The organism is Mesorhizobium sp. P2_E9, assembly GCF_056403815.1.
Genome location: NZ_JBFUET010000012.1, coordinates 199,157 through 217,854, shown reverse-complemented (window position 1 = coordinate 217,854; position 18,698 = coordinate 199,157). Strand labels below are relative to the sequence as shown.

Genomic DNA, 18,698 nt, shown 5'->3' with positions numbered 1-18,698 from the left:
CGCGCCGATCGTAGCCGTGCCTCACCCGTGCTCGTCGGCACACAATGCGTGGTCGGACAGCGCGCGGATGACGTAGCAGTCGCCGACCGTCTTGCCGTCGCAGCACGAGGCGATGCGCTCAAGCTCGGTTTCCAGCCGCTTCAACTGGGCGATCTTTTCGCGCACGGAGATCAGTTGCTCCCCGGCGATCTTGTCGGCATGGCCGCAAGGCTGCTCGGGGTGGCCGCTGAGGTCGATCAGCGCGCGGATGTCCTCGACGGCGAAGCCGAGGTCGCGGGCGTGGCGGATGAAGGCCAGCCGTTCCAGCTCCTGCTTGGAATAGCGGCGCTGGTTGCCTTCCGAGCGTTCTGGCGCGGCGACCAGACCCATCTGCTCGTAGTAGCGGATGGTCGGCACCTTGACCCCGGTGCGGCGGGAGAGATCACCGATCGAAAACATGCATTTTGCCTCTTGAAGCTCTAGTGACTAGAGCAATTACAGTGCCTGGCATCAGGGTTCAAGGCCCATGCGGCGGCACGACGCGCGAGAGCAGACAGGTGATGCAAATGACGGCTCCTCTAAGGCAGACACGGTTCAAGATCGGCGGCATGGATTGCGCTTCCTGCGCGGCCAAGATCGATACGGCGGTGCGCCGCCTCGACGGCGTCGCCGATGTCTCGGTTTCGGTGACCGGCGCCAGCATGACCGTTAGCCACGGTGGCCGGCTCAATGACGACAAGGTGCTGCAGCAAGTGGCGCGGCTGGGCTACGGCATCGTCAAGGCCGAAGCCAGGGCCCACGGGCCAGCAGCCAAGGTGCAGGACCATGCCGATCATGACCACGAAGGCCATGACCATGGAGGTCAGGACCACGCGGGCCATGATCATGACCATGGCGACGGACAGGTAGCCAAGGAGGCCGCAGGGTCATCGCATCTCCACAGCCACGCCGAGCCCGGGCAGGCGTGGTGGCGCAGCCACCGTGCGGCGCTGACGCTGGCTTGTGCCGCGGCGCTTGTCGCTGCTTACGGCATTGGTCATGTTTTTCCCGCGGCCGAGCGCTGGGTCTTCCTGGCTGCATTGTTGGTCGGCCTGGTGCCGATCGCGCGGCGGGCGCTGATGGCGGCGCTGGCCGGCACGCCGTTTTCGATCGAGATGCTGATGACCATCGCCGCTGTTGGCGCCGTGATGATCGGCGCCACGGAGGAAGCGGCCGCCGTGGTGGTGCTGTTCCTGATCGGTGAGCTTCTGGAAGGTGTCGCCGCCGGCCGGGCGCGGGCCAGCATCCAGGGCCTGGCCGATCTGGTGCCGAAGACAGCGCTGGTCGAGCGGGGAAGCGGCACGGTTGAAGTTCCCGCCGAACAACTCGGCGTCGGCGACGTCATCCTGGTGCGACCGGGCGATCGCATTCCGGCCGATGGCGAGATTGTGGAGGGGTCGAGCGAGATTGACGAGGCGCCGGTGACCGGCGAAAGCACGCCGAAGCGCAAGACTGTCACAGAGCCCGTCTTTGCCGGCACGATCAACAGCGATGGCGTGCTCAAGGTGCGGGTGACTGCGGCCGCTTCCGACAACACCATCGCCCGCGTGGTGCGGCTGGTGGAGGAGGCGCAGGAAGCCAAGGCGCCGACCGAGCGCTTCATCGACCGTTTCTCTCGCATCTATACGCCCGGCGTGCTGGTGGTCGGCGCGTTGGTGGCGCTGCTGCCGCCGCTGGTCGCCGGCGGCGACTGGAACGAATGGATCTACAAGGGTCTGGCGATCCTGTTGATCGGCTGCCCCTGCGCGCTGGTTATCTCGACGCCAGCGGCGATTGCAGCTGGTCTGGCGAACGGCGCCCGGCGCGGCCTGCTGATGAAGGGCGGTGCGGTGCTGGAAGGCTTTCGCCGGATCACGGCTGTCGCCTTCGACAAGACCGGCACGCTGACCGCGGGCAAACCTGTCGTGACCGACATTGTCGCCTATGGCCGCGATGAGCGCAGCGTGCTGGCGCTGGCGGCAGCACTCGAGCAGGGCTCCAGCCATCCGCTGGCGGTGGCGATCCTGGACAGGGCCAAAGCCGACAAGGCACCGGTGCCGCCGGCGCTGGCGGCGAAGGCGATCTCCGGCAAGGGCGTCGAGGGCAGCGTCGGCGGCGTCGCCGTCTTCCTGGGTTCCGGCTCGGCGGCGGGCGAGCGTGCTGAGATGACGCAAGCACAGCGCCTGGCCGTGGACAGCCTCAACGGCCAGGGCAAGACCGTGTCGGTGCTGGTGGTCAATGGCGTGGTGGCCGGGCTGATCGCCATGCGCGACGAGCCGCGGCCGGATGCGGCGGCCGGCATCACGGCACTCAAGGCCGAGGGCATCCGCACGGTGATGCTGACCGGCGACAACCGCCGCACGGCTGAAGCCATCGCGGCCTCGCTCGGCATCGAGGCGCGGGCGGAACTGCTGCCGCAGGACAAGCAGTGCATCGTCGGCGAATTGCAGCGCGAAGGGCTCAAGGTGGCCAAGGTCGGCGACGGCATCAACGACGCGCCGGCGCTGGCCGCCGCCGACATCGGCATCGCCATGGGCGGTGGCACCGATGTGGCGCTGGAGACGGCGGACGCCGCGATCCTGCATGGCCGGGTCATGGACGTTGCCCGCATGGTGCGCTTGTCGCGGGCGGTGATGGCCAATATCGGCCAGAACATCACCGTGGCGCTGGGGCTGAAGGCGGTGTTCCTGGTCACCACCATTTTGGGCATCACCGGCCTGTGGCCGGCGATCCTGGCCGACACCGGCGCCACCGTGCTGGTGACAGCCAACGCCATGCGCTTGCTGCGCTGGCGCGGGTAAGGCGGTCTTCGGCGGACGCGTGCCACCTGCCGTCATGGGTCGATATCCATCGCGAGTGCTGCCTCCTTCTGGTTTTCCAACTCCCTGAGCCTGCCCGTGAGCGCGCCGTGGATCGAGGTGTAGGCGGCGGCGCCGAAGGTCAATCGTCTTGGCGCGGGATCCTGTTCCACCGAGGCGATCATCGCTTCGACCATCTTGTTGGGATCGCCCTTGATGTCGAAGGAGCCCTCGGAAAAAGCCCGGCGCAGCTCGCCGATCGGCGTGTCTTTGTAGGTGTCGGCCGGCTCGGAACTGATCAGGCTGGCGCCGAAGTTGGTCTGCGTCGGGCCCGGCTCGATGAGCGTCAGACCGATGCCGAAAGGCGCGACCTCCTGCCGAACGGATTCGACAAAGCCTTCGATGCCCCATTTGGTGGCGTGATAGAGGCTGAAGCCGGGATAGGCCATCTGTCCGCCCTCCGAAGAGACTTGCAGGATCCGGCCGCCCCCCTGTTTCCTCAGATGCGGCAGTGCTGCCCGGAGCAACTGGATGGAGCCGATGAGATTTGTGTCGATCAGGTCGCGAATCTGGCTATCGTCCAACTCCTCCGCCGCGCCGAACAGGCCGTAGCCGGCATTGCTGACAATGACGTCGATCCGCCCCAGATCGTCAAAGGCCTTGTCGATTGCTGCCCGGATCGCATTGCTGTCGGTCATTTCAAGCGAAGCGATCCAGAGGTGATCGCCATATCGCGCCTTCAAATCGGCGAGCGCCAGCGGCTTCCGCAGCGTCGCGGCGACACGGTCGCCACGGGCCAGAAGCCTTTCCGTCAGAAGTAGACCGAAGCCGGATGAGGTACCGGTGATGAACCATGTCTTGTTCATGGGAATGTCCTTTCATTGCTGACTTCGACCAAGACTACGTCATCAAACTCATGATACTATCCGTTCAATTTCATATAGCTTGATGAAAATTTCCCATGAATGCCAAGCCTGGACTTCCGGAATTGACCGCGCTCGCAGCGATTGTCTCGCATCGCAGCTTCCGCAAAGCGGCCGACGAACTCGGCCTTTCGCCCTCGACTCTCAGTCACATGATGCGGACGCTGGAGCGAGGCATGGGCGTCCGCCTGCTCAACCGCACAACCCGCAGCGTTGCACCGACAGAGGCAGGAGAGCGGCTCGTAGCGCGCTTGCGGCCGCTTTTGTCGGATATCGATGCGGCACTGGCCGAGGTCGATAATTTCCGCGGTCTTACGTCAGGGACACTTCGGATAAACACCAGCGAGATCGCGGCCCGCTTGCTGCTTCGATCGGCGGTACCGGCCTTTCTTCAGCGCTACCCCCAGGTTTCGCTCGATCTCGTCACCGAGGGAAAGTTGGTCGATATCGTCGCCGAGGGCTTCGATGCCGGCATCCGCCTGGGCGAGGCGGTACCACGGGATATGGTCGCGGTGCGTTTCGGCGGGCCGACACGCTTCATCGCCGTCGCATCGCCGACCTATCTCGCCGGCCACCCGGTTCCGAAAGTGCCGGATGATCTGCGGGATCAAACCTGCATCCGGTTCCGCCTGCCGAGCGGCAAACCCTATCGTTGGGAGTTCGAGAAGCATGGCCAGGAAATCGCCATCGATGTCCAGGGCGTCCTGACGCTCGACAATATGGAGCTGATGGCTGAGGCTGCCGCCAGCGGCATGGGTATCGCTTATATCTCGGACAAATACGCCAAGCCTTATCTCGATCGAAGAGCGCTCGTCGTGGTGCTGGACGATTGGTGTCCGCCCATTCCCGGCCTGTTCCTCTATTATCCAGGCCACCGGCTGGTGCCGCCGGCCCTGCGCGCCTTCATCGACGTGCTGAAGGAGACGAAGGACTGAGCCGCTACTCGGCGGGCGCCGTCAGTGGCGGCGTGGCGTTGCTGCGCCCTTCCCAGACCTGGGAGACGACTGCGACCACCACGGCAACCAGCATGGCGATAGCGCCGACCACCGGCAGGCTGCGATAGCCGTAGCCGGCGTTGAGCATGGCTGCACCGAGCGAGGCCGCCAGCGCGATGCCGACGTTGAAGCCGGACGGGATCAGCGAGGAGGCGAGGTTGGAGGCGTCGGCCGTCCAGGCCAGGATGCGGGTCTGGATTGGGGTACCGATGGCGAAGTTGAGGCCGCCCCAGATGACGATCGCGACAACCATCGGCAGGGGATAGGGACTGACGGCGTAGATGACCGCCAGCGTGACCGCTTGTAGGCCAAGCATGGTGATCAGCGAGGGCATCAGCTTCCAGTCGGACAGCTTGCCGCCGAGGAAGACGCCAAGCGTGGCGCCGACGCCGTTGAGCAGCAGCACCCAGGGCACCAGGTTCTCGTCGAGCCCGGTGACCTCCAGCAAAGTCGGGGTGATGTAGGTGAACAGGCAGAACTGGCCGAGCATCAGCATCAGCATCAGGATCAGCGAGGTCCAGACCTGCTGGCGCGCCAGGACGCGAACCTCACGGGCGAGCCCGGCGGGCTTGGCGTGGTATCCGGTGGTGCGCGGCAGAAGGGCCGCCATCGCGAGCGTTGCCGCGACGCCGAGCGCGCACATCACCCAGAAGGTGGCGCGCCAGCCCCAGATGTTGCCGATGGCGGTGCCGGCCGGCACGCCGATGACGTTGGAGACGGTGAGGCCGGACAGGATGACCGCCACCGCCATGCCGCGTTTGTCCTCGGGAACGAGGCCGACGGCGACCACCATGGCAACGCCGAAATAGGCGCCATGCGCGACCGCAACGGCGATGCGCAGAACCAGCATGGAGGTGAAGTCGGGCGCCAGCGCACAGGCCGCCTGGCCGATGGTGAAGGCGACGGCGAGGCCGAGCAGCAAGGTCTTGCGCGGCAAGGATTTGGTTGCGAGCGCCAGCAACGGGCCGCCGATGGCGATGCCGCAGGCATAGCCGGAGACGAGATAGCCGGCGGAGGGAACCGAGACGCCAAGCCCCTCCGCCACTTGCGGCAGCACGCCGGCAATGACGAATTCGGTGGTGCCGAAGGCGAAGGCGGCGATGAACAGGGCGATAAGCGGAAGCGACATAGGCAAGCCTTGGCTGGAACGGCCTCAAACCACGGATGGGCGGTTTGGGCAATCCAGAAATTTTTGTCGCGAGTTTAGGTTTTCTTGACCGGCAGCTTTAGGCCGGAGTCTTGCGGCCATAGGGAATCTTCAACCACGCCCGCTCATGGAAATAGTAGAGCAGGGACTTGGTGAAGACCTCGGTTATGCCGATGGCCGCGGCGAGCTTGACGCTTCCTGTCACGACCAGGGAAATGATCAGCGTGTCGATGGTGCCGGTCACACGCCAGGACAGCGCCTTGGCGAAACTGCGTGAATGGGTGTCCATCGATTTCCTCCGAAAGCCTGGGCTAATCGATCCTTACCCTGACTGATGGAAACGGAGCAAAGTATTTTGCCGTCGAAGCAGGTAAGGTGCCTTCAGCTCGCCTTCAGCCTCGACCCGGTGAGCAGGCCGCGCTCTTCCAGCACCGGATAGGCCATCGACGCCAGCAGCGAGTTGATTTGCTTCAGGTCGCGGATGGTGTCGAGGTGAATCGAGCTGGTTTCGACGCTTTTGGCGGTGCCTTCGCGCAGCCGCAGGAAATGGCTGGCGCTGGTTTCCTTCTCGCGGTCGCGCAACTGGTCCTTCTCCAGCACCAACTGGCGGGCCGTTTCGGGGTCGCGGGAGACCAGGACGTTGAAGGCAAGCCTTGCATTGGCCAGCACCGAGCTGTGGAAGGCGCACAGTTCGCTCCAGCCCTCGTCGGTGAATTCCAGCCCGCGCTCGAACTTCTTCTTCACATGCACCAGCATGTTGCGCACAATGATGTCGCCGACCTGCTCCAGCTTGATGCAGGCGCCAATCAGCTCCTGGCAGCGCAGGGCCTCGTCCTCGGTCAGCTGGTTCTTCGTGAGCTTGGCGAGATAGAGTTTGATCGCCGCGTGCTTGCGGTCGACACGGTCGTCGAGGGCGGCCAGCGCCTTGATCTTGTCGGCGTCGGCGCTCTCGTAGAGTTCCATGATGCGCTTCAGCATGATCTCGACGGTTTCACAGACCCGCACCACCTCGCGCGTCGCATTGCCCAGCGCCTGGCTCGGCACATCGAGCGCGCTCTCGTTGAGCGCGGACAGCTCTACAATGTCGAGGGAGGCGGCAGGCGCCGGCTTGGTGCCGAGCGCCACGATCTTTTCCGAGGCGCGGTAGACGAAACGGGCCAGAGGCAGGCCGGCCAGCAGGATGATGACGTTGAACAGGATGTGGGCGTTGACGATCTGGTCCGCCGCCGTCGTGCCGAGGAAGCCGACATGCGGCCGGACAATCATGAACAGGATCAGCATGACCAGCGAGCCCAGCCCGCGCATCAGGAGATTGCCGATCGGCACGACGCGCACGGCGGGTCCGGCCGAGCGGGTGAGCATCGGCGCGATGATCGATGAGCCGAGATTGACGCCGAGGATGAGGACGACACCGAGTTCCGGGCTGATCAGGCCGCGGCCGGCGAGCGTCGCCATCAGCAGCACCGCCGCGATGCTCGACTGGAACAGCCAGGTGATCAGCGCCGCCAGGAGATAGGCGGTGATGGAATCGCTGGAGAAGTAATTGATGATGACCGGCATCAGCTGGCTGTTGCGCAGCGGCTCGGAGGCCTGGCCGATCATTTCCAGCGACAGGATCAGAAGCCCGATGCCGACCAGAATGCGGCCGGTCTGGCGCCAGTCGCGCCGCTCGGTGGCCATGAACATCACCGTGCCGGTGATCAGGCAGAGCGGCACCAAGAGCGTGAGATCGAAGGTCAAGAGCTTGACCACGAGCGCCGAGCCGATTTCGGCGCCGCGCACGGCCAACTGGCCGGCCGCACCCGAGACGATGCCGGAACCGGCGAAGGAGCCGACCAGCAGGGTGACCGCTGTCGAGCTTTGCAGCGCGATGGCGAGGCCGGTGCCGGCCAGCACCGCCATGATCGGATTGCGCATGGTGGCGCGCAGCCTGTGGCGCAGCACGTCGCCATAGGCGCGTTCGACGCCGGTCTTCACCATGCGAGTGGCAAACAGCATCAGCGCGACGGCACCGGCCAGATGCAGAAGGACGACGGAACCGCTCATCGAGGCGCCTGCATGCGAAGGGCGCGCACGATGCGGACATCGCGGCGATCAGGAGAGAGAACGAGGATACGAATCATGGTCATGGCAGTGTTCGATAATAACCGGAATATTTTAGCCGGATAATAAAATTTTGTCGATTTCAAGGGGCTGTCGCGGTGCGACAGGCCGTGTCGGGAAAGGGACGGGTGCGCAAATGGTTGCATTGCCGGTCTACGGTACCAACGCGGATCAGCGGCGTTTGCCACGCATCGCGTTATCAACTTTGCGATGATGTTCAAATATTCGGAATAAGCTGAGGATTTCATTGCACAATTGTAATGCTGCTGTTCAGTTTCGGTTCATCCCCCGGCGGCTACTCCTCTGGCATCGACAACCAAGGAGACTTCTCATGAAACGCATTGTTCTTTCTGTCCTCGCCGTCTCGATGCTGGCGGCTACGTCGCTCACCGGCCAGGCCGCGCCGATGAATGCGCCGGTCGCGCCGCAGTCGAATTACACCAAGGTCGACTGGCAGCAGCCCACCCACCGGGATGTCAAGAAGCGTGTCATCCAGAAGCGCTTCGAGAGGAAGGTCGTCGTGAAGCGGAACAACTGGCGCAACGGCCAGAAATATTCCGGCTGGCGCCAGCATCAGCCGGTCCGCGACTACGGCCGCTACGGCCTGCATCGTCCCGGCCGCGGCCAGGAATGGATCCGCGTCGGCAACGACTATGTGCTGGTCGGCATCCTGTCGGGCGTCATCTTCGGCGCGCTTGCCGCGCAGTAAATTCCCGCACAACGGGACTGAGGAGGAAGGCGGCCCGCAACGGCCGCCTTTCTTTTTGCCCTGTGGAAACCGGGTATGGCCCGTATTGGGGGTCGTCGGATTTCGCGCGCATGCTTATATGGTGGGGAAACGAGTTCCCCCGATGCGCTTTCCGCCCGCCTTCCTTGACGAGATCCGTGACCGCGTGCCGATTTCACAGGTCATCGGCCAGCGCGTCGCGTGGGATCGCAAGAAGACCAATACGTCGCGAGGCGACTATTGGGCCTGTTGCCCGTTCCATGGCGAGAAGAGCCCGTCCTTCCATTGCGAGGACAAGAAGGGGCGTTACCATTGTTTCGGCTGCTCGGTCTCGGGCGACCATTTCAAATTCCTCACCGAACTCGAAGGATTGAGTTTTCCCGAGGCCGTCGAGAAGATCGCCGACATGGCCGGCGTACCGATGCCGGTGCGCGACGAACGGGAAGAACGGCGCGAGCAGGAACGCGCCAGCCTGACCGATGTCATGGAGATGGCGACCGCCTTCTTCCAGGAGCGGTTGCAGGGACCTGAGGGAGCCAAAGCCCGCGCGTATCTGCGTGATCGTGGGCTGACGCCGGCGACGCAGCAGTCGTTCCGGCTTGGCTTCGCGCCCGATAGCCGCAACGCGCTGAAGGAGCATCTCGCGGCAAAAGGCGTGCCGAAAGCCGATATCGAAGCCTGCGGGCTGGTGCGTCATGGCGACGATATCCCGGTCTCCTATGACTGGTTCCGCGACCGCATCATGTTCCCGATCCCGGATTCGCGCGGCAAGATCATTGCCTTTGGCGGACGCGCGCTGGCCCCCGATGCGCTGGCCAAATACATGAACTCGCCTGACACCGAGCTCTTTCACAAGGGCAATGTGCTCTACAATTTCGCCCGCGCCCGCAAGGCGCTGGCCAAGGGCGGCACGGTCATTGCCGTCGAAGGCTATATGGACGTGATCGCGCTGGCGCAGGCCGGTTTCGAGAATGCCGTGGCGCCGCTCGGCACCGCGCTCACCGAAAACCAACTCGAATTGTTGTGGCGCATGGCGCCGGAACCGATGCTGTGCTTCGACGGCGACAAGGCCGGTCTGAAGGCCGCATGGCGTGCCGCTGACATGGTGCTGCCGTTGGTGCAGGCCAAGAGCTCGGCGCAGGCCGGGCGCTCGGCGCGCTTCGCGTTGCTGCCGGAAGGCAAGGATCCCGACGATCTGGTCAAGGCCGAGGGGCCGGACGCTTTTCGCATGGTGCTCGCCGAGGCGCGGCCGCTGGTCGACCTGTTGTGGATGCGCGAGACGTCGGGCGGTGTCTTCGACACGCCGGAGCGGCGGGCGGAACTGCAGACACGGCTGCGCGAACTGACCAGCCGCATCCGCGACGAAAGCCTGCGCTATCACTACCAACAGGAGATGCGCGAGCGGGTGCAAAGCTTCTTCAGCTCTCAGCGCCCTGCGCGGCAGAACCGCCAGGAGTGGAAACCGGGGCAAGGCAAGGCAGCCGCTGCACCCGGCGGACAATTCGCCAAACCTGGCGGCGGCCGCATGGCGATCACCGAAAGCCTCGGCCAGTCGGCGCTGGTCAAGCGCGGCAGCGAGGGAATGTCGGTGCGCGAGGCGACGATCATCGTGGCCCTGGTCAACCATCCACCGCTGATCGACGAGAATTTCGCCCATGTCGAGTTTCTCGATCTCGCCAATTCCGATCTGCAGCGGCTGCATGCCGCCATCCTCGACGCGATGGCGCATGACACGGCCAATGACCGCCATGCCGTGGTGGCGACGATCGATCGCGCCGGCTGCACTGAGATCTGGGGGCGTGCCGTCGAACTGATCAAGCGGGCGCGGCAATGGCCTGCGCTGGAGACGGCAGCGCTGGATGATGCCCGCGACGCTCTGAACCAGGCGCTGCACTTGCAGCGCAGCGCGCGCACCTTACATAAGGAGCTGAAACAGGCGGAAGCGGCGCTCGAAGCAGATCCCTCGGACGAAAACTTCCGCCATCTGATCGAAATTCAGGCGCAATTTCAGGATGTACAGGCGACGGAAGCGCTGATCGAAGGATTCGGCGTTTCGTCGGGTAGGGCTGGGCGAGCCTAAGTGCAGCTGAATACAGGAATGAGAGCGTGGCCAGGCTTCCCCAGGGGGCAGGGCGCGCTAAGTCGGGTAATTGATTCGCTTTTTTCATGCGAATCATGCGAGAGGCGCTTGACCTTCCGACAGAATGGCGGAATCAGGACGATTCGAAACGTTAACCCGCACCCGCGCCGACGGGAAATGAGCGATCTGAGGTACTGGTCACTGGACAGGCAGGCCGCCTGCCACAGATATCAGGGTTAATCTGGACTTAACGGTAGATGCGGTTACTGGCCCGGTGAAGCGCGTTTCATAAGCGAGCACATCCGGTTTCGACTGGTCCGACAGCTTACGCGGCTTCGATGGCAGCCGCTTGGAGAAGAAAAAAATTATGGCGACTAAGGAAAAGGAAGAGGTCGAGACCGAACGCGAAGGCGCCACCGATGGCCCTCTGCTCGACCTTTCCGATGATGCTGTCAAGAAGATGATCAAGGCCGCCAAGAAGCGCGGCTATGTCACGATGGACGAGCTGAATTCGGTGCTGCCTTCCGAGGAAGTGACCTCCGAGCAGATCGAGGACACGATGGCGATGCTGTCCGACATGGGCATCAACGTCGTCGAGGATGACGAGCAGGGTGAAGAGGCCGAGGCCGGCGACACCGCGGCGGACGCCGAGGAAGACGCCAACGAGCTGGCCGAGCAGACCGGCACGGCGGTCGCCGCCACCACCACCAAGAAAGAGCCGACCGACCGCACCGACGATCCGGTGCGCATGTATCTGCGCGAAATGGGCTCGGTGGAGCTTCTGTCGCGCGAAGGCGAAATCGCCATCGCCAAGCGCATCGAGGCCGGCCGCGAGACGATGATCGCGGGCCTGTGCGAAAGCCCGCTGACCTTCCAGGCCATCATCATCTGGCGCGACGAACTCAACGAATCCAAGATTCTGCTGCGCGAGATCATCGACCTCGAAGCGACCTATGCCGGCCCCGAAGCCAAGCAGGCACCGGTGGTCGAGCGCATCGAGGAAGCGCCCAAGGTCGAGGAAAAGCCGCGCCGCGGCCGCGACGAGGAAGAAGACATCACCAATGTCGGCGTCGACACGCGCGGCATCGGGGACGACGACGAGGAAGACGAGGACGAGGCGAGCCTCTCGCTGGCGGCGATGGAAGCCGAACTGCGCCCACAGGTGATGGAGACGCTCGACGTCATCGCCGACACCTACAAGAAGCTGCGCAAGCTGCAGGACCAGCAGGTCGAGAACCGTCTGGCCGCCGCCGGCACGCTGTCGCCCAGCCAGGACCGCCGGCTGAAGGAACTGAAGGACCAGCTGATCAAGGCGGTGAAGTCGCTGTCGCTCAACACCGCGCGCATCGAGGCGCTGGTCGAGCAGCTCTACGACATCAACAAGCGCCTGGTGCAGAACGAAGGCAAGCTGCTGCGGCTGGCCGAAAGCTATGGCGTGCGCCGTGAGGAGTTCCTGAAGGAATATCAGGGTTCCGAACTCGACCCGAACTGGACGCGCGCGATCGGCAATCTTACGTCGCGCGGCTGGAAGGAATTCACCAAGAACGAGAAGGATTCGATCAAGGAGCTGCGTGCCGAGATCCAGAACCTCGCCACCGAAACGGCGATCTCGATCCTGGAATTCCGCAAGATCGTCAACCAGGTGCAGAAGGGCGAGCGCGAAGCCGCGATCGCCAAGAAGGAAATGGTCGAGGCCAATCTGCGCCTCGTCATCTCCATCGCCAAGAAATACACCAATCGCGGCCTGCAGTTCCTCGACCTGATCCAGGAAGGCAATATCGGCCTGATGAAGGCGGTCGACAAATTCGAATACCGCCGCGGCTACAAGTTCTCGACCTACGCGACATGGTGGATCCGGCAGGCGATCACGCGTTCGATCGCCGACCAGGCGCGCACCATCCGCATTCCGGTGCACATGATCGAGACGATCAACAAGATCGTGCGCACCTCGCGCCAGATGCTGCACGAGATCGGCCGCGAGCCGACGCCGGAGGAACTGGCCGAAAAGCTCGCCATGCCGCTCGAAAAGGTGCGCAAGGTCTTGAAGATCGCCAAGGAGCCGATCTCGCTCGAAACGCCGGTCGGCGACGAGGAGGATTCGCATCTGGGCGATTTCATCGAGGACAAGATGGCGATCCTGCCGATCGACGCGGCGATCCAGGCCAATCTGCGCGAGACCACGACGCGCGTGCTGGCTTCGCTGACACCGCGCGAGGAGCGTGTTCTGCGCATGCGCTTCGGCATCGGCATGAACACCGATCATACGCTGGAAGAAGTCGGCCAGCAGTTCTCGGTGACCCGCGAGCGTATCCGCCAGATCGAAGCCAAGGCGCTGCGCAAGCTCAAGCATCCGAGCCGGAGCAGAAAGCTGCGCAGCTTCCTCGACAGCTGAGTTGAGCTTTATCTTTGCGAAGAATTGAGGGCGCCGATAGGCGCCCTTTTTCGTTTTAAGCATCAAACGGGAAGCCGTTTCAGACCTTTCCGGGAATTGCCTACAACGGCACGTTCAGTCGTGCTCCCTTGACGATGATGCCGCCCCGGTCGCCGATCTCGATCGAGCCATAGCGCTGCCTGAAGCATTGGGGCAGCGGACGGTCGCCGGGAACCGACAGCCACAGGCGCAGCATATGGCGCCGCTTGTCCGGGTCTGGCCAATCGCGAAAACCCATGCGGTCGTGCAGCAGCGAATGATTGTAGACGAACTGCATGTCGCCGGGCCGCAGCCGCATCGACAGGTTCAGCTTCGGATCATTGGCGAGGCTGTCGAAGAGATCCAGCGCTTCGACATGCGCGGCGCTCAGCCGCATGGCATCCGGAAAACGCTGGGCGCTGTCGATGTACTGGCGCTGATAGATGCCGGTCAGCAATCCCGCATGCCAGTTCAGGACCGGAATCTCGAAATAGGGTTTTTCGCCTTCCGGTATCTCGCCGCGCCGGTCGGTGGCGATCGGATCAAACAACAGGCGGACCAGATCGGGCCGCCTTTTGCGCATCTCGTTGTAGATCGTCACCGTGCTGACCAGCAAGGACTCGCCGCCGTGTATGGCATCGCGCAGGCAGAGCAGGCCGACGACATCGGCGGAGTCGGTGTGAAACGTCTGGCGTTCCGCCGTCTGGTAGATGCGTGTCGTGGCGTCCCTGGCGTCGGCGCCGATGTCGCGGACATGGCCGAGTATATGGCCCTGGGCATTCTGCGACCGTGCGCTTCCCAGATGCGCGCCGATACCGCAGAAGATCGTTGCCGCCATTTCAGCGGAATATCTGTCGACCGGGAGACCGCGAAGCACCTCGAAGCCTATGCCTGCGATCAGTTTCTGGCGAAGGGCGGCAAGATGGCCGGCGAGCCGGGGCAGAGGGAAATCGGCCTTGGTCAAGCTGCCGATATCCTGCGAGCCGGCGAGAAAACCGGTTGCCGCCGCTTCCAGCTCGACGATGTCCCGAGGGTCCAATTCGACCAGCCAATTCTGGGGATGCTTCGCCATGTCCTCGCCGATCCATGCGGCGGCAATGTCGATCCGGTCCGGCGGCAGGTCTGTTGTCTCGCGCATGAAGTTCTCCCGCGGGGCGATCGGTCTCGGACGTCAGCCTGGGATTTCCGCCATGGCCACGGCTGAGATTGCCGCAATCAGGCGGGTTTTTAAACCGGCCTTCCCTGGTCGCCGCCGAGTGTCACCTCGAGCCCGCAAATGATGACTTGGATGCGTCCTTGCGGGATGTTCGCCGCGGGAGGATAATTTCGCGTCGGATGCATTTTCTGGGCGACAACCCGGATGCCCGCCCCGGCGAAGCCGCCGTGCTCCGTGGCTCCGGAAGGAGGCGTACCATGACGACCTACATCATGCTGATGAACTGGACCGAGCAGGGCGCGAAGAACGTGCGCGATTCGCCCAAGCGCCTCGACGCCGCCAGGAAGCAGCTGGGCGACATGGGCGGATCGTTCAAGGCGTTCTACCTGACCATGGGCGAGTTCGACATGGTGGCGGTGGTCGAAGCGCCCGACGATGCGGTGCTGGCGCGTTTCGCGCTGATGCTGGCCGCGAACGGAAACCTCAAGTCACGGACGCTGAAGGCTTTCCCGGAATTCGCCTACCGCGAGATCATCTCGTCGCTTGGATGAAGCAAGCGGCTGGGTTTTTTGGGAGTCGATGGTCGCGTGCCGGCCTGACGGCGCTTTGCCGCAGGACGGGACGGCTGGCCGTGATAGACTACGGCCAGGGGAGATCGCGATGAAGAAAGTCTCGATATTGGCTACCGGCCTTGCCTTGATATCGTTGATGCCGTTCGCCGCCGGCGCGCAAAAACCGGTCGGCATGGCCAATCCGGCATCCGTCCATTGCAGCGAGATCGGCGGGCGCCAGGCGATCAGGAAGGACAAGGCCGGCAACGAATACGGGTTTTGCCGGCTGCCCAAAGGGCGCCTGTGCGAGGAGTGGGCGCTGTTTCGCGACAACAAATGCATCGGGCCGAAGGCGGCCATGCGCGGCAAGTGACCCGCAACGCGACAGAGAGTGAGATCATGTCCGAAACACATTCGCATCTCTGGCCCGGTGTGCCGCTCGCCCTTGGCTCGGCTGTCCTGTTCGGCGCGACGCCGCCACTTTCCAAGCTGCTGCTCGATGCCGTGAACCCCTTCATGCTGGCCGGTCTGCTCTATCTCGGCGCCGGTGTCGGCCTCGCTCTCTATAGGCTGCTTCGCGGCAAACAGGCCGCCGCCGGCGAGGCGCAACTGGCTGCCGGGGATATTCCATGGCTGGCGCTGGCAATCGGCATGGGCGGCATCGTCGCGCCGGTGCTGTTGATGTTCGGCCTGACGTTGAACACCGCGTCCAGTTCGGCGCTGCTGCTCAATCTCGAAGGGTTGGCGACAATGGCGATCGCCTGGCTCGTCTACCGCGAGAATGTCGACCGGCGTCTGCTTCTGGGTGCCTTCGCCATCCTTGCCGGCGCCGTTCTGCTGTCGTGGCAAGGCGACGGTGTCGCCTTCAACCTTGGCGCCATCCTGGTCGCCGGGGCATGCCTGGCGTGGGGGCTGGACAACAATTTCACCCGCAAGATCTCGGCCACCGATCCGGTGGTGATCGCCATGCTCAAGGGGTTGGTGGCGGGTGTCGTCAATGTCGGGCTGGCGCTTGCCGCCGGGGCTTCGTTTCCTGCGGTGTCCGTTGTCGCGGCAACGGCCGCCGTCGGCTTCTTCGGTATCGGCGTCAGCCTGGTGATGTTCATCGTGGCGTTGCGCCATCTCGGCACCGCGCGGACCGGCGCCTATTATTCGCTGGCGCCATTCATCGGTGCGCTGCTGGCCATCGCCATGCTGGGCGATGCCGTCACGCTCAAGCTGGCGATCGCCGGGCTTTTGATGGGCGTCGGCCTGTGGCTGCACCTGTCGGAGCGCCATGAGCATGAGCACGACCATGAGGAACTGGAACATGAACACAGCCATGTGCATGACGAACACCACCAGCACGATCATGACGGGCCGGTGAGCGAGCCGCATTCGCACTGGCACCGGCATGCGCCGATGCGCCACTGGCATCCGCATTATCCCGACCTGCATCACCGGCATAGCCACGGCTGAGCATGCCAAGATCATGCTCAAGCAAACACCCAGGCCTGAACTGACCGTCTGGTACAACACGCGGTGCCCGGTCTGCGATGCCGGCATCAGCCGGCAGAAGCGGCGGCTGATCGAAGCAGTCAAAGCCGGACGGATCGCGTTTCGCGACATCAATCTGGAGCCGGCAGCGCTTGCCGGACACGGCGCCTCACTCGAGGACATCCGCCGCCGGCTGCATGCCACCGATGCGAATGACCGCTTGCTGGTCGGCGCCGACGTCGCGATTGCCGTGTGGGCGGCAACGCCGGGCGAGGGCTGGCTGGCCACGCTTTTCGGCAATCCGGTTGCCTTGCCGCTGACGCGTTTTGCCTATGATCGTTTCGCAGACCTGCTCTACGCCTGGAACCGCCGCAAAGGCCGCTGGTAGTCAAATTTATCCATTGCATTGGTCTGAGATGACAGGCCCGGATCGGAAAACCGACCCACTTGGCGTGCGATCAGATACATCGTAAGATATATCTTGACTCCACGGGAGCGTGCGCCTAATTAAGATATATCGTAAGATAGAACTCAAGGAGCAATCAATGCACAAAGACAATCATTTCGGGCGCGGTCACTTCGGCGAGCGCATGTTCATGCACATGGCCGGCAAGTTCGGCAGAGGGGGCGGCGGCTTTGGTCCGTTCGGACATGGCGGTCGCGGCGGCGGACGCGGTGGCCCGGGCGACATGTTCCGCGCCGGCCGCATGCTGGCCGACGGCGACCTCAAGCTGATCACGCTGTCGCTGCTGGCCGAGGCGCCGCGCCACGGCTACGACATCATCAAGGCGCTGGAGGAGCGCACCAGCGGCACCTACAGCCCGAGCCCGGGCGTGGTTTACCCGACGCTGACCTTCCTGGAAGAGGCCGGCTATGCTGCCTCTGCGGCGGACGGCAACAAGAAGGTGTTTTCCATCACCGAGGCCGGTCAGGCGCATCTGGCCGACAATCGCGAGATGATCGACGGTGTGCTCGACCATCTCGAACGCTTCGGCCGCAAGATGGCCAAGGCGCGCGATTGGTTCGGCTGGAACGACGATGGCGACGAACGACGCGGTGGCCGCGGCGGCCGTGGCGAGCGCTCGGAAACGCGCGACGAATTCCGCGCCATCCGCCATCGCCTGCGCGCGGCGCTGGGCGAGATCGTCGATGCCCCGGCTGAAAAGCAGGCCGAGGCGATCGCCATCCTCGAAGCCGCGGCGGAAGCGCTGGAAGCCCTGACGCATCGCTGATCTCGTCGCGACGGACGCAAAAAAAGCCCGGGGAGACCCGGGCTTTTTTTTGTTGGCGCTGATGCGGATGGCATCATTCCTTGCCGACATATTCGCTGATCAGCTTTTCGTTGCGCGCCTTTTCGATCTTGGCGGTCATCTCGGACGACAGGCGCTCGTCGGTGCGGTACTTGACCAGGTTCACCAGGCTGCCGGTGAGCAGCAGGATGCCCATGGCCCAGTAGCCCTTGGTCGCCAGGTCGACCGGCGCCAGCCACAGCGACAGGCCGAGCATGAAATAGGCGGCACCGACCGAGGCGGTGTTGAACATGATGTAGGTTTGGTTGGCGTTCATGGGAATTCTCCGTTGGTTAGATGACGTTGGATTTGATGGCAGTCAGTTTGAGGATGCTGGTTTTCAGTTGACGGTCTTCAGGCGCTCGAGCACGTCCTTGGCGCGCACCTTCACCGTCGGGCCGTGACCGGCGTCGGCCAGGCGGTCGCGGATCGCTTCGTGACGCAACTCGCCGTCGATCTCGTCGAGAATGCCGGCCTCCTCGAACGGGTCGCTGGCTCCCTTGATGCGGGCCAAGAGCTCCTCGGCGTCGTTGAGACTTCCAGAATTGCCGATCGACCTGACGAGGCGTGACTGCGCCTTGCGCTCGGCATCGATGGCCCGCGCCGAGATCATGCCCTGGTTCAAGTCGATGATGCGGCGATGCGCCCGCTCCACCGAAACGCGCATCCGCAACGTCTTTTCGCCGAGGCTCTGCACGGTGGCGCGGCGGACTTCGCGTTCATTCTCCAGTTCGGCGACGGCCGCGGCACCGCTTTCGGCAAGCCCGTTATTGCCGGCGGCGAGCGCGCTGACGGTGCGGCTCTCCAGATCGGCGTGGCGACGCTCAAGCTGGTCGAGACCGGCCTGCTCGGCACGCTGACGGACAATCAGCGAAGCAAGCGTCTGCTTGGCGGCGGCAAGACCCGCCTCGGCGTCGCGGATGCGCTGCGCCAGAAGGTCGATGGCGAAGCGATCCTTGAGGCCGTCCTCGGCCCGTGCGCTGGCGCCGTCGAGCAATGTTCTGATCAGGCTAAGCATGGTTCTTCTCCCTTCGAATTGTTGCATG

18 protein-coding genes are annotated in these 18,698 nt (G+C 63.8%); 10 read left to right on the top strand and 8 right to left on the bottom strand.

Annotated features, from left to right (window positions below; translation table 11 throughout):
• Positions 1-21: 21 nt before the first annotated feature.
• Positions 22-438, bottom strand: coding sequence for a MerR family transcriptional regulator (locus AC1D05_RS22685; protein ID WP_477443982.1), 417 nt, complete (start codon positions 436-438; stop codon positions 22-24).
• A 107-nt stretch (positions 439-545) separates the two neighbouring features.
• Here AC1D05_RS22685 and AC1D05_RS22680 point away from each other — a divergent pair, with 107 nt between their 5' ends.
• Positions 546-2,798, top strand: a complete 2,253-nt coding sequence (locus AC1D05_RS22680) for a heavy metal translocating P-type ATPase (RefSeq protein ID WP_477443981.1) — start codon at positions 546-548, stop codon at positions 2,796-2,798.
• 32 nt (positions 2,799-2,830) lie between these two features.
• On the opposite strand, the gene AC1D05_RS22675 is transcribed toward AC1D05_RS22680, so the two are convergent.
• Entirely contained in the window at positions 2,831-3,661 is an 831-nt protein-coding gene (locus AC1D05_RS22675) for an SDR family oxidoreductase (protein ID WP_477443980.1), read from the bottom strand.
• A 95-nt stretch (positions 3,662-3,756) separates the two neighbouring features.
• Here AC1D05_RS22675 and AC1D05_RS22670 point away from each other — a divergent pair, with 95 nt between their 5' ends.
• Positions 3,757-4,653, top strand: coding sequence for a LysR family transcriptional regulator (locus AC1D05_RS22670; RefSeq protein WP_477443979.1), 897 nt, complete (start codon positions 3,757-3,759; stop codon positions 4,651-4,653).
• A 4-nt stretch (positions 4,654-4,657) separates the two neighbouring features.
• Here AC1D05_RS22670 and AC1D05_RS22665 read toward each other — a convergent pair whose 3' ends face one another.
• The 3 genes from AC1D05_RS22665 to AC1D05_RS22655 all read right to left on the bottom strand — a co-directional run bounded on the left by AC1D05_RS22665 (position 4,658) and on the right by AC1D05_RS22655 (position 7,906).
• Complete coding sequence (locus tag AC1D05_RS22665) at positions 4,658-5,842, bottom strand: MFS transporter (protein ID WP_477443978.1); 1,185 nt, start codon at positions 5,840-5,842, stop codon at positions 4,658-4,660.
• Positions 5,843-5,939: 97 nt separating this feature from the next.
• Positions 5,940-6,149 (bottom strand): DUF2061 domain-containing protein, encoded by a 210-nt coding sequence (locus AC1D05_RS22660; protein WP_096449072.1) that lies wholly within the window; start codon positions 6,147-6,149, stop codon positions 5,940-5,942.
• 92 nt (positions 6,150-6,241) lie between these two features.
• Positions 6,242-7,906 (bottom strand): Na/Pi cotransporter family protein, encoded by a 1,665-nt coding sequence (locus AC1D05_RS22655; protein WP_477443977.1) that lies wholly within the window; start codon positions 7,904-7,906, stop codon positions 6,242-6,244.
• A 388-nt stretch (positions 7,907-8,294) separates the two neighbouring features.
• Between AC1D05_RS22655 and AC1D05_RS22650 the strand changes: the two genes are divergently transcribed.
• From AC1D05_RS22650 to rpoD, 3 genes are all read left to right on the top strand, one after another.
• Positions 8,295-8,672 carry an RcnB family protein gene (locus tag AC1D05_RS22650; RefSeq protein ID WP_477443976.1) on the top strand — a complete coding sequence of 126 codons (378 nt, stop codon included), beginning with the start codon at positions 8,295-8,297 and terminating at the stop codon, positions 8,670-8,672.
• A gap of 142 nt (positions 8,673-8,814) precedes the next feature.
• Complete coding sequence (gene dnaG / locus AC1D05_RS22645) at positions 8,815-10,770, top strand: DNA primase (protein ID WP_477443975.1); 1,956 nt, start codon at positions 8,815-8,817, stop codon at positions 10,768-10,770.
• Positions 10,771-11,137: 367 nt separating this feature from the next.
• Positions 11,138-13,162: an RNA polymerase sigma factor RpoD gene (gene rpoD / locus AC1D05_RS22640; protein ID WP_477443974.1), complete on the top strand. Its 2,025-nt coding sequence runs from the start codon at positions 11,138-11,140 to the stop codon at positions 13,160-13,162.
• Between the two features lie 100 nt (positions 13,163-13,262).
• Here the strand turns inward: rpoD and AC1D05_RS22635 are convergent, their stop codons facing one another.
• Positions 13,263-14,318: a TauD/TfdA family dioxygenase gene (locus tag AC1D05_RS22635; protein WP_477443973.1), complete on the bottom strand. Its 1,056-nt coding sequence runs from the start codon at positions 14,316-14,318 to the stop codon at positions 13,263-13,265.
• Between the two features lie 275 nt (positions 14,319-14,593).
• Here AC1D05_RS22635 and AC1D05_RS22630 point away from each other — a divergent pair, with 275 nt between their 5' ends.
• From AC1D05_RS22630 to AC1D05_RS22610, 5 genes are all read left to right on the top strand, one after another.
• A complete protein-coding gene (locus AC1D05_RS22630) occupies positions 14,594-14,887 on the top strand; it encodes a GYD domain-containing protein (RefSeq protein WP_475458285.1) in 294 nt (97 codons plus the stop codon).
• A 109-nt stretch (positions 14,888-14,996) separates the two neighbouring features.
• Positions 14,997-15,260, top strand: a complete 264-nt coding sequence (locus tag AC1D05_RS22625; protein ID WP_477443972.1) for a putative hemolysin — start codon at positions 14,997-14,999, stop codon at positions 15,258-15,260.
• A 26-nt stretch (positions 15,261-15,286) separates the two neighbouring features.
• Positions 15,287-16,345 (top strand): DMT family transporter, encoded by a 1,059-nt coding sequence (locus AC1D05_RS22620; protein WP_477443971.1) that lies wholly within the window; start codon positions 15,287-15,289, stop codon positions 16,343-16,345.
• A gap of 13 nt (positions 16,346-16,358) precedes the next feature.
• A complete protein-coding gene (locus AC1D05_RS22615) occupies positions 16,359-16,751 on the top strand; it encodes a thiol-disulfide oxidoreductase DCC family protein (protein WP_477443970.1) in 393 nt (130 codons plus the stop codon).
• Between the two features lie 157 nt (positions 16,752-16,908).
• On the top strand, positions 16,909-17,595 hold the full coding sequence (locus AC1D05_RS22610; protein WP_477443969.1) for a PadR family transcriptional regulator: 687 nt from the start codon (positions 16,909-16,911) through the stop codon (positions 17,593-17,595).
• 73 nt (positions 17,596-17,668) lie between these two features.
• On the opposite strand, the gene AC1D05_RS22605 is transcribed toward AC1D05_RS22610, so the two are convergent.
• Both AC1D05_RS22605 and AC1D05_RS22600 read right to left on the bottom strand, forming a co-directional pair.
• Complete coding sequence (locus AC1D05_RS22605) at positions 17,669-17,929, bottom strand: YiaA/YiaB family inner membrane protein (protein ID WP_027030482.1); 261 nt, start codon at positions 17,927-17,929, stop codon at positions 17,669-17,671.
• A gap of 63 nt (positions 17,930-17,992) precedes the next feature.
• Positions 17,993-18,670: a PspA/IM30 family protein gene (locus AC1D05_RS22600; RefSeq protein WP_477443968.1), complete on the bottom strand. Its 678-nt coding sequence runs from the start codon at positions 18,668-18,670 to the stop codon at positions 17,993-17,995.
• Positions 18,671-18,698 lie beyond the last annotated feature (28 nt).